The sequence below is a fragment of the Nocardia bhagyanarayanae genome (assembly GCF_006716565.1).
In the GTDB taxonomy this organism is placed as follows: Bacteria; Actinomycetota; Actinomycetes; order Mycobacteriales; family Mycobacteriaceae; genus Nocardia; species Nocardia bhagyanarayanae.
Genome location: NZ_VFPG01000001.1, coordinates 4,338,442 through 4,351,540 on the forward strand (window position 1 = coordinate 4,338,442; position 13,099 = coordinate 4,351,540).

Annotated in this window: 13 protein-coding genes; 9 read left to right on the forward strand and 4 right to left on the reverse strand. The window is 69.7% G+C overall.

Annotated elements, in window-relative coordinates; translation table 11 throughout:
- Nucleotides 1-58: 58 nt before the first annotated feature.
- The 7 genes from FB390_RS18670 (at nucleotide 59) to FB390_RS33585 (ending at nucleotide 6,660) form a co-directional block, all read left to right on the forward strand.
- The gene (locus tag FB390_RS18670) at nucleotides 59-1,228 is read left to right on the forward strand and encodes an AAA family ATPase (protein ID WP_185757082.1); all 1,170 of its coding nucleotides are present in this window, start codon (nucleotides 59-61) and stop codon (nucleotides 1,226-1,228) included.
- Nucleotides 1,229-1,260: 32 nt separating this feature from the next.
- Complete coding sequence (locus tag FB390_RS18675; RefSeq protein WP_097244340.1) at nucleotides 1,261-2,217, forward strand: DUF58 domain-containing protein; 957 nt, start codon at nucleotides 1,261-1,263, stop codon at nucleotides 2,215-2,217.
- Nucleotides 2,214-3,218 (forward strand): VWA domain-containing protein, encoded by a 1,005-nt coding sequence (locus tag FB390_RS18680; RefSeq protein WP_097244339.1) that lies wholly within the window; start codon nucleotides 2,214-2,216, stop codon nucleotides 3,216-3,218. The genes FB390_RS18675 and FB390_RS18680 overlap by 4 nt, the downstream gene beginning before the upstream one ends.
- 80 nt (nucleotides 3,219-3,298) lie before the next feature.
- On the forward strand, nucleotides 3,299-4,021 hold the full coding sequence (gene fabG1, locus FB390_RS18685; RefSeq protein WP_141810088.1) for a 3-oxoacyl-ACP reductase FabG1: 723 nt from the start codon (nucleotides 3,299-3,301) through the stop codon (nucleotides 4,019-4,021).
- Nucleotides 4,022-4,135: 114 nt separating this feature from the next.
- Nucleotides 4,136-4,972: an NADH-dependent enoyl-ACP reductase InhA gene (gene inhA, locus FB390_RS18690; RefSeq protein WP_141810089.1), complete on the forward strand. Its 837-nt coding sequence runs from the start codon at nucleotides 4,136-4,138 to the stop codon at nucleotides 4,970-4,972.
- Between the two features lie 21 nt (nucleotides 4,973-4,993).
- Nucleotides 4,994-6,058 (forward strand): ferrochelatase, encoded by a 1,065-nt coding sequence (locus FB390_RS18695; protein WP_141810090.1) that lies wholly within the window; start codon nucleotides 4,994-4,996, stop codon nucleotides 6,056-6,058.
- A 161-nt stretch (nucleotides 6,059-6,219) separates the two neighbouring features.
- Nucleotides 6,220-6,660 carry a hypothetical protein gene (locus FB390_RS33585; RefSeq protein WP_185757083.1) on the forward strand — a complete coding sequence of 147 codons (441 nt, stop codon included), beginning with the start codon at nucleotides 6,220-6,222 and terminating at the stop codon, nucleotides 6,658-6,660.
- Between the two features lie 59 nt (nucleotides 6,661-6,719).
- On the opposite strand, the gene FB390_RS18705 is transcribed toward FB390_RS33585, so the two are convergent.
- The 4 genes from FB390_RS18705 to FB390_RS18720 all read right to left on the reverse strand — a co-directional run bounded on the left by FB390_RS18705 (nucleotide 6,720) and on the right by FB390_RS18720 (nucleotide 11,340).
- Complete coding sequence (locus FB390_RS18705; protein WP_141810091.1) at nucleotides 6,720-7,946, reverse strand: cytochrome P450 family protein; 1,227 nt, start codon at nucleotides 7,944-7,946, stop codon at nucleotides 6,720-6,722.
- Nucleotides 7,947-7,956: 10 nt separating this feature from the next.
- Nucleotides 7,957-9,231: a cytochrome P450 gene (locus tag FB390_RS18710; protein ID WP_141810092.1), complete on the reverse strand. Its 1,275-nt coding sequence runs from the start codon at nucleotides 9,229-9,231 to the stop codon at nucleotides 7,957-7,959.
- Between the two features lie 339 nt (nucleotides 9,232-9,570).
- A complete protein-coding gene (locus tag FB390_RS18715) occupies nucleotides 9,571-10,386 on the reverse strand; it encodes a hypothetical protein (protein WP_141810093.1) in 816 nt (271 codons plus the stop codon).
- Between the two features lie 129 nt (nucleotides 10,387-10,515).
- On the reverse strand, nucleotides 10,516-11,340 hold the full coding sequence (locus FB390_RS18720; protein ID WP_141810094.1) for a DUF3097 domain-containing protein: 825 nt from the start codon (nucleotides 11,338-11,340) through the stop codon (nucleotides 10,516-10,518).
- Between the two features lie 51 nt (nucleotides 11,341-11,391).
- Between FB390_RS18720 and FB390_RS18725 the strand changes: the two genes are divergently transcribed.
- Both FB390_RS18725 and FB390_RS18730 read left to right on the forward strand, forming a co-directional pair.
- Nucleotides 11,392-11,823 (forward strand): NfeD family protein, encoded by a 432-nt coding sequence (locus FB390_RS18725; RefSeq protein WP_141810095.1) that lies wholly within the window; start codon nucleotides 11,392-11,394, stop codon nucleotides 11,821-11,823.
- Nucleotides 11,823-13,085 (forward strand): SPFH domain-containing protein, encoded by a 1,263-nt coding sequence (locus tag FB390_RS18730; RefSeq protein WP_141810096.1) that lies wholly within the window; start codon nucleotides 11,823-11,825, stop codon nucleotides 13,083-13,085. Before FB390_RS18725 ends, FB390_RS18730 begins: the two co-directional genes overlap by 1 nt.
- Nucleotides 13,086-13,099 lie beyond the last annotated feature (14 nt).

The following is a 13,099-nucleotide window of genomic DNA, read 5'->3' on the forward strand; positions in this document are numbered from 1 at the left end:
TGCGCGAATACCTGGAATAGTTGGGGCGAGCACGCACGAGACCAAGGCGAAAGCGGGGATGTTGGTGACTTCGACGGACAGCGTGAGCGGGGCGGATCTGGCGAAAGGTGCGCCGGAGCCCGCGTCGGGCACCCTGGAGCGTGACGTTCAGACCCTGGAGAAGGCGATCTACGAGGTCAAGCGGGTCATCGTGGGCCAGGACCGGCTCGTCGAACGGCTGCTCGTCGGTGTCCTCGCGCGCGGCCACGTGCTGCTCGAGGGCGTGCCGGGCATCGCGAAGACCCTGGCCGTGGAGACCTTCGCCAAGGTGGTCGGCGGTTCCTTCGCCCGCGTCCAGTTCACCCCCGACCTGGTGCCGACCGACCTGATCGGTACCCGCATCTACCGTCAGGGCCGCGAGGAGTTCGACACCGAACTCGGCCCGGTCGTGGCCAATTTCGTGCTCGCCGACGAGATCAACCGCGCGCCCGCCAAGGTGCAGTCCGCGCTGCTCGAGGTGATGGCCGAGCGGCACGTGTCGATCGGCGGCAAGACCTACCCGATGCCGGACCCGTTCCTGGTCATGGCGACTCAGAACCCGATCGAGAGCGAGGGCGTCTACCCGCTGCCCGAGGCGCAGCGCGACCGCTTCCTGTTCAAGGTCGTCGTCGACTACCCCTCCGTCGAGGAGGAGCGCGAGATCATCTACCGGATGGGCGTCACGCCGCCGGAGGCCAGGCAGGTCCTCGGCCCGGAGGACCTGATCCGGCTGCAGAAGGTCGCGGCCAACACCTTCGTGCACCACGCGCTGGTCGACTACGTGGTCCGGGTGATCGCGGCGACCCGCAAGCCGCTCGACTTCGGCATGGCCGACGTGGCGAACTGGATCGCCTACGGCGCCTCGCCGCGCGCCAGCCTCGGCATCATCGCCGCGGCCCGCGCGGTCGCGCTGATCCGCGGCCGCGACTACGTGGTGCCGCAGGACGTGGTCGAGGTGATCCCGGACGTGCTGCGCCACCGCCTCGTGCTGTCCTACGACGCGCTGGCCGACGAGATCAGCCCGGAGGACGTCATCAAGCGGGTGCTGCAGACCGTCGGTCTGCCGCAGGTCGCGCCGCAGGCGGTGCACTCCGGCGGCCAGCCCGCGCCCGCCGCGCCGCAGCCGCCGAGCCAGCAGCAGATTCCGCAGCCGCCGCAGCAGGGCCAGCCGCAGATGGCCCCGGCCGCCGGCAACCACCAGACCAAGTGACGGCCGCGTCGGCCGCGCCCGAGGTTTCCCGAGTGACAACGTCATCGCACGCACCGCCGTCGTTCCGGGCCGGAGAACTGACCGACCCGCGGCTCTCGGCGGCGCTGAGAACCCTGGAGCTGACCGTGCGCAGGCGCCTGGACGGCGTGCTGCACGGCGATCACCTCGGCCTCATCCCCGGACCGGGCTCCGAGCCCGGTGAGTCCCGGATGTATCAGCCGGGTGACGATGTGCGCCAGATGGATTGGTCGGTCACCGCCCGCACCACGCACCCGCACGTGCGCCAGATGATCGCCGATCGCGAGCTGGAGACCTGGATGGTCGTCGACCTCTCGGCCAGCCTCGACTTCGGCACGGCGGCCTGCCAGAAACGCGATCTGGCGATCGCGGCCGCCGCGGCGATCACCCACCTCACCAGCGGCGGCGGCAACCGGATCGGCGCGGTCGTCGCCACCGGCGAGCAACTGGTGCGAATTCCCGCGCGCAGCGGGCGGATTCACGCCCAGTCGCTGCTGCGCGGCGTCGCCACCACCCCGCACGCGCGCGACGGTGTGCGCGGCGATCTGCGCGGCGCCATCGAGTCGCTGCGCCGCCCGCAGCGCAAACGCGGTCTCGCCGTGATCATCTCCGACTTCCTCGGCGAGATCGATTGGCAGCGTTCGCTGCGCGCCATCTCCGCGCGACACGATCTGCTCGCGGTCGAGGTGCTCGACCCGCGCGATCTCGAGCTGCCCGATGTCGGCGACGTGGTGCTGCACGATCCGGAGACCGGCCGCACCCGCGAGTTCAGCGTGACGCCAACGCTGCGTACCGATTTCGCGGCCGCCGCCCAACGGCACCGCGAGCAGGTCGAGCAGGCGCTGCGCAGCTGCGGCGCGCCGGTGCTCACGCTGCGGACCGATCGGGACTGGATCGCCGACGTGGTCCGGTTCGTTTCCACCCGGCGTCACAGCTTCGGCGCCCCGACCGGGCGGGTGCCGCGCCAGTGAGTATTTCGCATTTCACCGCACTGATCTGGCTCGGTTTCCTCGCGGTCGTCGTGCTGATCGCGCTCGGCTACGTGCTGGTGCAGCGCAGCAGGCACCGTCAGATGCTGCGCTTCACCAATATGGAACTGCTGGAGAAGGTCGCGCCCGCGCGGCCGAGTCCGATCCGGCACGTGCCTATCGCGCTGATGCTGGTCGGCCTGATGTTCCTGACCGTCGCCGCGGCCGGGCCGACGGCGGTCAAGAAGGTCCCGCGCAACCGCGCGACCGTCGTTCTGGTGATGGACGTTTCGCTGTCCATGGAGGCCACCGACGTGCCGCCGACCAGACTCCAGGTGGCCCAGGAAGCGGGCAAGGAGTTCGTCGACGGCCTCACCCAGGGCATCAACCTCGGCTTCGTCACCTTCGCGGGCACGGCCTCGGTCATGGTGTCCCCGACGACCAACCGGGAATCGGTCAAGGCCGCCATCGACAACATCAAGCTGGCCGAGCGCACCGCGACGGGCGAGGGCATCCTGACGGCCCTGCAATCCATCGACACCCTGGCCACCGTGCTCGGCGGAGCGGAGACCCCGCCGCCCGCGCGGGTCGTGCTGATGTCCGACGGCAAGCAGACCGTGCCGGACGACAAGGACGTCGACAACCCGAGGCACGCGTTCACCGCCGCCCGCCTCGCCAAGAACAAGGGCATTCCGGTGTCGACGATCTCCTTCGGCACCGAATGGGGTTCGGTGGAGATCCCGGATCAGGACGGTCAGGGCTCGCAGCGGGTCAAGGTGCCCGTCGACAACGACTCGTTGCGTGAGATCGCCCAGCTGTCCGGCGGCGAGTTCTACACCGCCTCCAGCCTCGAAGAACTCACCGCCGTGTACGACACCCTCGAAGAGCAGATCGGCTACGAGACGACCCGCGGCGACGCGAGCAGGCCGTGGCTGCTGCTCGGCATGCTGGTCGTCGCCGCGGGCATCGTTACCGGCTTGCTCTATCGTCAACGCCTGCCGTAGCGCCGCGCTCGCTGTGGCATCGCACAAGGTTGCGGTGCCCCGAGCCCGGCGCACGAACCCGAACAGATAGGTTGATGCTTATGTCGAACATCACATCCCGGTCGGTCCTGGTGACCGGTGGCAACCGTGGCATCGGACTCGCTGTCGCGCAGCGTCTGGCAGCCGACGGCCACAAGGTGGCCGTCACTCATCGCGGATCGGGGGCGCCGGACGGACTGTTCGGCGTGAAGTGCGATGTCACCGACACCGAGTCGGTCGACGCCGCGTTCGCCGAGGTGGAGGCGCACCAGGGCGCCGTCGAGGTGCTCGTCGCCAACGCGGGCATCGTCGACAACACGCTGCTCATGCGGATGAGCGAGGACCAGTTCACCCGCGTCATCGACGCCAACCTGACCGGCGCGTGGCGCTGCGCCAAGCGCGCCAACCGCGCCATGCTGCGGGCCAAGTTCGGCCGGATCATCTTCCTCGGTTCGGTGGTCGGTCTCGGCGGCGGCCCCGGACAGGTCAACTACGCGGCCTCCAAGTCGGGCCTGATCGGCATGGCGCGTTCGATCACCCGTGAGATCGGTTCGCGCAACATCACCTCCAACGTGGTCGCTCCCGGTTTCATCGAGACCGACATGACGCGCGAGGAAGTCACCGAGGAGATGCGCGAGGTCGTGCTGAAGTACGGCGTGCCCGCGGGACGCCCCGGCCAGCCCGAAGAGGTAGCGGCGGCGATCAGCTTCCTCGCCTCCGACGACGCCTCCTACATCAACGGCGCGGTCATCCCGGTCGACGGCGGCATGGGCATGGGCCACTAGTACTTTCGTTCCCGGGCACGCTGCCCCGAACACCGCGGCGCCGCGCGCCGGGACGATGTCCCGCGCGCGGCGGGGCGACAACTCGACTTTCAACTTCAGGAGAACCGAGAACTCATGGGCGGACTGCTCGAAGGCAAGACCATCCTGGTCACCGGCATCATCACCGACGCGTCGATCGCGTTCCACGCGGCCGCGGTCGCGCAGGAGCAGGGCGCGAAGGTCGTCATCACCGGCATTCCGGAGCGGCTGCGGCTGATCGACCGGATCGCGAAGCGGCTGCCCCAGGAAGTTCCGCCCGCCATCGGCCTCGACGTCACCAGCGAAGAGGATCTGGCCGGGCTGGCCGACAAGCTGCGCGAGCTGGCGCCGGAGGGCATCGACGGCGTCCTGCACTCGATCGCGTTCGCGCCGCGCACCCTGATGGGCCCGGAGGCCCGCCCGTTCCTGGACGGCCCCGGCCCCGACGCCGCCAAGGCGTTCGAGATCTCGGCGTGGAGCTACGCCTCGCTGGCCCGCGCGGTGCTGCCCGTCATGAACGAGGGCGGCTCCATCGTCGGCATGGACTTCGACCCGCGCACGGCGATGCCGTACTACAACTGGATGGGCGTGGCCAAGGCGGCGCTGGAGTCGGTGAACCGCTACGTCGCCCGTGAGGTCGGCGTCGCCAAGCGGGTCCGCTCCAACCTGATCGCCGCGGGTCCGATCAAGACCCTGGCCGCCAAGGCCATCGCTGGCACCGCCACCGACGACGCGGCCAAGCTGAACCAGCTCAACACCTACTGGGACGGCGCGTCGCCGATCGGCTGGGACGTCGACGACCCGACCGTGGTCGCCAAGTCGATCGTCGCGCTGCTCTCCGATTGGCTGCCCGGCACCACCGGCTCGATCATCTACGTCGACGGCGGCGCCAGCCACAACACCTGGTTCCCGGAGAACTGGTCGGCCAACTGATTTCGTAACGGAGGAGATGCCGTGGCACCGGCCGTCGACGCACTGCTGCTGCTGTCCTTCGGCGGCCCGGAGCGTCCCGAGGACGTGATGCCGTTCCTGGAGAACGTCACTCGGGGCCGCGGGGTGCCGCGCGAGCGACTCGAAGAGGTCGCGCAGCACTACCTGCACTTCGGCGGGGTGTCTCCGATCAACGCGCTCAACCGCGACATCATCGCCGCGGTCGAGCGCGAATTGGCCGCCGCCGGAACGGAACTGCCGGTGTACTTCGGCAACCGCAACTGGCATCCCATGGTCGAGGACACCGTCGCGCGGATGGCCGCCGACGGTGTCCGCACCGCACTGGTGTTCCCGACCTCCGCGTGGGGCGGCTACTCCGGCTGTCTCCAGTACCACGAGGACATCGTCAGGGCCCGAACGGCTTTCGGCGACGGCGCGCCGCAACTGGTGAAGCTGCGCCAATACTTCGACCACCCGCTGCTGATCGAGGCATTCGCCGACGCGATCCGCTCCGCGGTGGCCGAAATCCCCGCCGAGCGCCGCGCCGAGATCCGCCTGGTGTTCACCGCCCATTCGATCCCGGTGTCCGCCGACGCCACCGCGGGCCCGCCCGCCGAGGGCGGCGGTCTGTACAGCCGCCAGGTCGCGGAGGCGGCCCGGTTGTGCGCGGCCGCCACCGGATTCGGCGACTACGACCTGGTCTGGCAGTCGCGCTCGGGTCCGCCGCAGGTGCCGTGGCTGGAGCCCGACATCGTGGACCACCTCGAGGAGCTGTCCGGCAAGGGCGTAGCCGCGGTGGTGGTCTGTCCCGTCGGTTTCGTGTCCGATCACCTCGAGGTCATCTGGGATCTCGACAACGAAGCCAAGGACAAGGCCGCCGAACTCGGCATGGCCTTCGCCCGCGCCGCGACGCCCGGCACCGACCCGCGATTCGCGCGGCTGGTGGTGGAGCTGATCGGTGAGCACATCGGCGGCGTCGAACCGCGTCGCCTCGGTGCGGTGCCGGGTTACGGCTGCACCCGCAACGGGGAGCCGTGCGCGGTGGGCTGCTGCGCACCGGCGCGTGGCGGTCGGCCCGCGCGGAACTGAGCCCGAATCGCGAACCGCTCGCCGCACCGGCGATCGATAGCACTCCGCTCTGAATCGCCTTGGCTCGCACTGGTTTCGATGCGCGCCTGCCCCTGCGATAGCATCGTGGCCGGCCTTCGGGAGGAGGGCCGACCACAACTCTTTGACGGGGAGGCCCTTCGATGTACCTAGAGCTGCTCGCCGCGACCGATCTGATGGCGGAGAGCGCTGTCTGGACCACGGCGCTGGATTCCTATGAAGCCCGGCGGGGCGGAGGCGGCGGTTCCAGCGGCGGCGACGGCGACGTCGAGTTCTCCGACTACGTCGGGGGTCTCGTATGCCTGATCGTGGTGGTCGTCGCGATCGCCCTGCTCATCTGGTACTTCAGCAAGAAGGGCAGCAACGGCGCGCCGCCGCCGCAGCAGCCGAGCCAGCTGCCGCCCCCGTATCCGCAGCAGCAGTACGGGCAGCAGCCGCCCTACGGGCAGGACCCGTACGCGCACCAGTACCAGCAGGCGGCCTACCCCCAGCAGCCGCAGTATCCGCCGCCGTACCCGCAGCAGCCCTACCCGCCGCAGTACCAGCAGCAGCCGTATCCACAGCAGTACCCGCCGCACTACTGACCACGTCCCGCACGGCGGGTGCTCGGGTGGACGAGAATCCACCCGAGCTCAGCCGGAATCTACTGCGCTGCTTCGAGATACACCGGCAGCGTGCGGTGCCCGTTGGAGACGAAGCTGCCCACCGGAAGGAGCTCCGACGGGTCGACGGCCAGCCGCATATCCGGGAAGCGCTGGAAGATCGCGGGCAGCGCGATCTCCGCTTCCAGCCGGGCCAGGGGCGCGCCGAGGCAGTGGTGCGCGCCGTGGCCGAACGCGACGTGTTCCTTGTTCGCGCGGTGCACGTCGAACTCGTTCGTGGTCGCGCCGTGCACCTTCGGGTCGCGGCTCGCCGCGGCGTAGGACGCCAGGATCGCCTCGCCCTTCGGGATGCGGATGTCGCCGATCTCGATGTCCTCCACCGCGTAACGCAGCGGCAGGTGCGCGACGGGCGACTCGTAGCGCAGCGTCTCTTCCACGACGTCCGACCACGGCACCCGGCCCGCGAGGACGTCCGCGCGCTGGTTCTCGTGCGTGAGCAGCGCGAAGATTGCCTGGTCGAGCAGATTGACCGTGGTCTCGTGCCCGGCGTTGATCACCAGCATCAGGGTGTCGACGAGCTCCTTCTCGGTCAGCTGGGAGCCGTCCTCGTCGCGGGTGGCGATCAGCACGCTGGTGACGTCGTCACCGGGGTTGTCCCTCCGGTGGGCCACCAGCTGGCTGACGAGCCCGTACATCTCCAGGTAGTTCGCCACACCTTCCTCGGGACCGAGCGAGGTGTCGAAGAATCCGTCGACACACTTGCGCAGGCCGGGCCCCAGGAACTCCGGCACCCCGAGCAGCTCGGTGATCACCTGGATCGGCACGGGGTAGGCGAAACCCTCACGCAGGTCGGCCGTTTCGCCGGGCGGCGTGGCCGCGAGCGCGTCGAGCAGCTGGGTGGTGATCTCCTCGATGCGCGGTCGCAGCGCCGCGCTGCGCCGATGAGTGAACGCGGGCGCGACCAGTTTGCGCAGACGGCGGTGCTCGGCGCCGTAGGCGGTGAACATGTTGTCGACGGCGACCCACGGGTGCAGCGGCCACGCCTCGGTGATCTCGCCGTTCATGAACGCCGACCAGTGCTGCCGCGCGTCCTTCGAGACGCGCGGGTCGGCCAGCAGGCTCTTGAGCACGGCGGCGTCGGTCACCGACCACGCGGGCACGCCGCCGGGCAGCTCCACCAGCGCGGCGGGCCCGCGCTCGCGGATCCGTGCGGACTCGCCCTGGATATCGGCGCCGGTCAGATCCAGGACTATCGGTTCGTACTCCATCGGTGGCTCCTTACACCAGATTCAACGGAGGGGATGGGGGAAAGACGACCGGTAGCGCCGCCATGGCGCGGTGGAAAGGCCCTGGACGCCAGCTCAATTCGGCGGCGGGCACGGCGAGCTCCAGCTCGGGCAGCGCGTCGAGCAGCTGATCGATGGCGTCCTGCACCACCAGGTACGCCACCGACCGGGCCGGGCAGGCGTGCGGTCCGGCGCCCCACGCCAGGTGCGAGCGGTTGCCGGTGCGGTCGCCGCCGCGCACGGCGGGATCGTTGTTGCTCCCGGCGAGGCTGATCAGGACCGGCTGGTGCGCGGGCAGCCAGGTGTTGTCGATCAGGATCGGCTGGCGCGGATAGGTGATGGAGAAGTTCGCCATCGGCGGGTCGTTGAACAGCACCTCGTCGAGCGCGTCCCGGGTGGAGAGGCTGCCGCCGAGCACATGTCCGCCGAACCGGTCGTCGGTGAGCATCAGCAGCAGGGTGTTGGTGATCAGGTTCTGCTGCGGTTCGATCCCCGCGCCGTAGAAGCTGATCAGCTGGCAGAGCATCTCCTCGTCGTCCAGCTTCGCGGGGTGGTGCGCGAGTCGCGAGGTGACGTCGTCGCCCGGCTCCGCGCGCCGCAGCGTGATCAGCTCCATCAGCGCGGCGCTGAGCATCTCCATGCCGCGCGCGGCCTCGACGGTGTCGAAGAGCATCGCCATGCCGGTCGCCACGCGCTGACCCAGCTCGGCCGAGCAGCCGACCATCTGGTTCAAGACCTCGAAGACGAGCGGGAAGGCGTACTGGGTGACCAGATCGGCCGAGCCCGCCTCGCAGAAGCTGTTGATCAGCGGGATGGCGATCTGCTCGATGGTGGCGTGCAGCGCGTGTAGGTCGATGCCGTCGATGCTCGCGACGTAGGCCTGCCGGTAGCGCGCGTGCACCGCGCCGGCGTTGCGCAGCGCGTTCGGGTACCACTCCATCATCGGTTTGACGGGGCAGTCGTCCGGGATGTCCTTCTGCCACATCCGCGGGTCGGCGGGGAAGTGGTCCGGGTCGTTGAGGATGCGCAGCGCGGTGCTGTACCCGATGATCAGCGTCGCGGGGATGTTCGGCGCCAGTTCGATGGGGACCACCGAACCGTACTGGCGGCGCATGTCGTCGTAGGCGCCGTGCGGGTCGGCGGCGAATTCCGGGACGTGCAGCGGGATCCGGGGGCCGTCGGCGCCGATCGGGGATCCGTGCTGGACCGGGCAGACTCCGGGTGCGGTGGCGTGCGGCGCGGTGACCGCGGACTGTGACGTGGTCAAAAGACGGTACTCCAGACGAGGGACATGAGCTCCGCGTCGAGGCTGGAACAAGGATGCGGCGCACGGTGATCCGTGAGGTCACCGCACAGTGCCTGCCGGACAGGCGATCTGGGCTGCGACCACCGTCGATCCGAACAAGCGCTGATCCAAGCGTCCAGAACTCGACAACTCGCCCACGCTATCAGCAATGCGAGAGGTCATCCCACGATGTGGCGAAAATTTGTTAGCACATGAAAGCAACGCGAGACCGAAAAGGCCTGTTCACACGGGTTGTCGGCGGCGGAGTGAAAGATGCTGCGATGGGCGATGTTTCGCCTGACGCCGCGGGCTTCGAGCCGACTAGTTACCGCCGCGCGCGGCCGCGTGCACCGCGACGAGCCGGGCCGCGCGGATCGCGTCCCAGAGCGGGCGCAGCAGCGTCTCCTGCGCGCCGATGGCGCTGGCCGAGGTCGGCGCGGACGCCGGTTCGCGTTGCGCCACCGTCAGTATCGCGGCCACGTGATCGGCGGTGTCGAGAATGCGCTTGGCGCGCAGTGGGATCGAGTTCGGGTAGTCGTGCCTGGCGTAGTCGGCGAGCTCGGCCTCGATGAGTTCGCGCGGATCGGAATCGGCGGCGCCGACCGCGGTCGTGTGCAGCTGCATCAGCGCGTCGGCGGCGTCGCGGACGGCCTCCCGCATGGCGTATTCGGCTTCGCCGAGCGACATGTCCGGGCCGGGGGCGGGCGGGATCGGGGTGCTGTAGAGCGTCCACTGGAGGGTGTCGTCGTCGGGCCACCGGGGGATCAGCCCGGTGCCCTCGGTGCCGGGCACACCGACGAGCAAGCCCTCCTCGGCCTCGATGGCGTCGGCGCTGAACACGGTGCCCGGCGGCAGCCCGCGCACGTCGCCGGGGACCGGAAGCACCAGGCGCAGCTGCGCGCCGGGCTGGGCCATGGCTTCGCGAATGACCTTGAGCAACGCCATGACACCGGATCCCGGCAGCGTGGTGCGCGAGGACCACGGCAGGTCGGTGCGGGCGCCGGTCATCGGGTCGCCCGCGGCGATGGTGTGCCGCGGCGCCCACGCGTGCAGCGCCTCCAAGACGTCGTCGGGCGCACTGCACCCGGCCAGCCAAGAGCCGGCCCACACCGTCAGCGTGGCACTAGGAGAGCACATAATTATCGAGCATAAACGCTTCGGGCTACCGGCGGGCATCGGCGCACGAGCCTTCGTGAGCTGCGCGCACCCGCCGATTCGGCGCCGCGGGACGGCACCGCATCCACCGGTCGCGCGGCGCGTGCCCGGCTACTCCGGTTCGGTGACGAAGTCGATCAGGCGTTCGACCGCGCCGATGAGCGGCGCCTCCAGATCGCGGAAGGACTCGACCGCGTCGTAGACCCGCCGCCACCCGTCCTGCGGGGTGCCCCAGCCGAGACGCCGGCAGACACCGGTCTTCCAATCCTCCCCGCGCGGCACCTCGGGCCAGGCGTCGATGCGCAGCGTCGCGGGCCGCACGGCCTGCCATACATCGATGAACGGGTGCCCGGTCACCAGCACGTGCGGGCCGAGACCGGTGGTGAGCTGGGTTTCCTTGGAGCCGGTGACCAGGTGGTCGACGAGCACGCCGACCCGGCGGCCGGGACCGGGCTCGAACTCGGCCAGCCGCGCGGCCAGATTGTCCAGCCCTTCCAGGTGCTCGACCACCACGCCCTCGACCCGCAGATCGTGGCCCCACACCCGCTCGACCAAGGCGGCGTCGTGCACACCCTCCACCCAGATCCGGCTGGCCTTGGCGACTCGAGCGCGCAAGCCCGCCACCCGGGTGGAGCCGGACGCGGACCTGGTCGGCTGCTTCGGCGCGGCGACGGCTGGGCGCACCAGGGTGACCGGCTCGCCGTCGATCAGGAAGGCCGCCTCCCGCATCGCGAACAGCCGCACCGCACCGCGCGCGTCCTCCAGCTTCACGAAATCGCCGTCGTAGCTGCGATCGAATCCGACCACGGCGCCGCAGAATCCGCTGGCCGCGTCCTCCACCACGAGGTCGCGTTCGGCGGTCACCTTCGGCACCGCCCGCTTCTTGGTTCTCTCGTGTCCGGCGAAGATGTCGCCATACCTGTCGCGCGTACCCACCCGCCCGAAACTACCCGGTGGCGCAGCGATCTTGCGGTTAGAGTGGGTTGCGTGGCCGCAATAGCTTGGCTGGTCGCGGGCATCCTGCTCGCGGCCGCAGAGATGCTCACCGGGGACCTCACGCTGCTGATGATCGGCATCGCGGCCCTCGGGACGGCGGGGGTGAGCGCGGCGGCGGACACCTCCCTGGTGATCGACGCGGTGGTCTTCGCGGTGATCACCGCGGTGCTCATGCTCGGGGTGCGGCCGATGCTGCGCCGCAAGTTCGGTACGCCGCCGCCGATTCCGACGAATGTCGATGCGCTGCCGGGGAAGTCGGCCCTGGTGCTGGAGGAAGTCGCCGCCCATTCCGGCCGGGTGAAGCTGGGCGGCGAGGTGTGGACCGCGCGGCCGATGAACCCGGACGAGGTGTACGAGCCGGGCGCGACCGTGTACGTCATGAAGATCGACGGCGCGACGGCCGTCGTCTGGAAGGGGCCGTAATGGCTGTATTGATCGTCGCCGCCGTGCTCGTCCTCTTGGTCGTGGTGGTGGTGTTCAAATCGATCGCGCTGGTGCCGCAGGCGGAGGCGGCGGTCATCGAACGGCTCGGCAGGTACTCGCGGACGGTGTCCGGCCAGCTGACGTTCCTGGTGCCGTTCGCCGACCGGATCCGGGCCAAGGTGGACCTGCGCGAGCGGGTGGTGTCCTTTCCACCGCAGCCGGTGATCACCCAGGACAACCTGACGTTGCAGATCGACTCGGTGGTGTATTTCCAGGTCACGAGCCCGCAGTCCGCGGTCTACGAGATCAGCAACTACATCGCCGCGGTCGAGCAGCTCACCGTCACCACGCTGCGCAACGTGGTCGGCGGCATGACGCTGGAGGAGACGCTGACCTCCCGCGACCAGATCAACAACCAGCTGCGCGGTGTGCTCGACGAGGCCACCGGACGCTGGGGCCTGCGCGTGGCGCGCGTCGAGCTCAAGGCCATCGATCCGCCGCCGTCGATCCAGGAGTCGATGGAGAAGCAGATGAAGGCCGACCGCGAGAAGCGCGCGATGATCCTCACCGCGGAAGGCACCCGGGAGTCGCAGATCAAGACGGCCGAGGGCGCCAAGCAGGCGCAGATCCTTGCCGCCGAGGGCGCCAAGCAGTCCGCCATCCTCGGCGCGGAAGGTGAACGGCAGAGCCGCATTCTGCGTGCCCAAGGTGAGCGCGCCGCCGCCTACCTGCAAGCCCAGGGCCAGGCGAAGGCCATCGAAAAGGTCTTCGCCGCAATCAAATCCGGCAAGCCGACGCCGGAACTGCTTGCCTACCAGTACATGCAGACGCTGCCGATGGTGGCCCGCGGCGACGCGAACAAGGTGTGGCTGGTGCCGAGCGATTTCGGCAAGGCGCTGGAAGGCTTCGCCAAGAGCTTCGGCTCGCAGGGCGAGGACGGCGTCTTCCGCTACGAGCCGCCCGCCGACGACTCGGCGCCGGTCAAGGTCGAGGACGATTCCGATGTCGCCGACTGGTTCGACACCGCCTCGGATCCGACCATCGAACGCGCCGTTCGCGCGGCGGAGGCCACCGCACGCCAGCCGGTCGAGGGCCTGATGCCCACCCCGCCGCAGCGTTCGCCCGAGCCCTCGCCGCACCAGCAGGTCGTTTCGCCGACCGAGTCCGCTCCTGCGCAACAGGAGCCGCCGCAACCCCTGGCCTACCGCCCGGACGACCCGCACGGCCGCCCGTGGCAGCCGCCGGAGAACTACCGGCAGTAGCTCTTTCCCGCGCC

What these genes read in the sequence shown, in the direction of transcription:
- FB390_RS18670 (WP_185757082.1), top strand. Translation starts at nt 59, where the DNA reads ATGTTGGTGACTTCGACGGACAGCGTGAGCGGGGCGGATCTGGCGAAA.
- fabG1 (WP_141810088.1), top strand. Translation starts at nt 3,299, where the DNA reads ATGTCGAACATCACATCCCGGTCGGTCCTGGTGACCGGTGGCAACCGT.
- inhA (WP_141810089.1), top strand. Translation starts at nt 4,136, where the DNA reads ATGGGCGGACTGCTCGAAGGCAAGACCATCCTGGTCACCGGCATCATC.
- FB390_RS33585 (WP_185757083.1), top strand. Translation starts at nt 6,220, where the DNA reads ATGTACCTAGAGCTGCTCGCCGCGACCGATCTGATGGCGGAGAGCGCT.
- FB390_RS18705 (WP_141810091.1), bottom strand. Translation starts at nt 7,946, where the DNA reads ATGGAGTACGAACCGATAGTCCTGGATCTGACCGGCGCCGATATCCAG.
- FB390_RS18715 (WP_141810093.1), bottom strand. Translation starts at nt 10,386, where the DNA reads ATGTGCTCTCCTAGTGCCACGCTGACGGTGTGGGCCGGCTCTTGGCTG.
- FB390_RS18730 (WP_141810096.1), top strand. Translation starts at nt 11,823, where the DNA reads ATGGCTGTATTGATCGTCGCCGCCGTGCTCGTCCTCTTGGTCGTGGTG.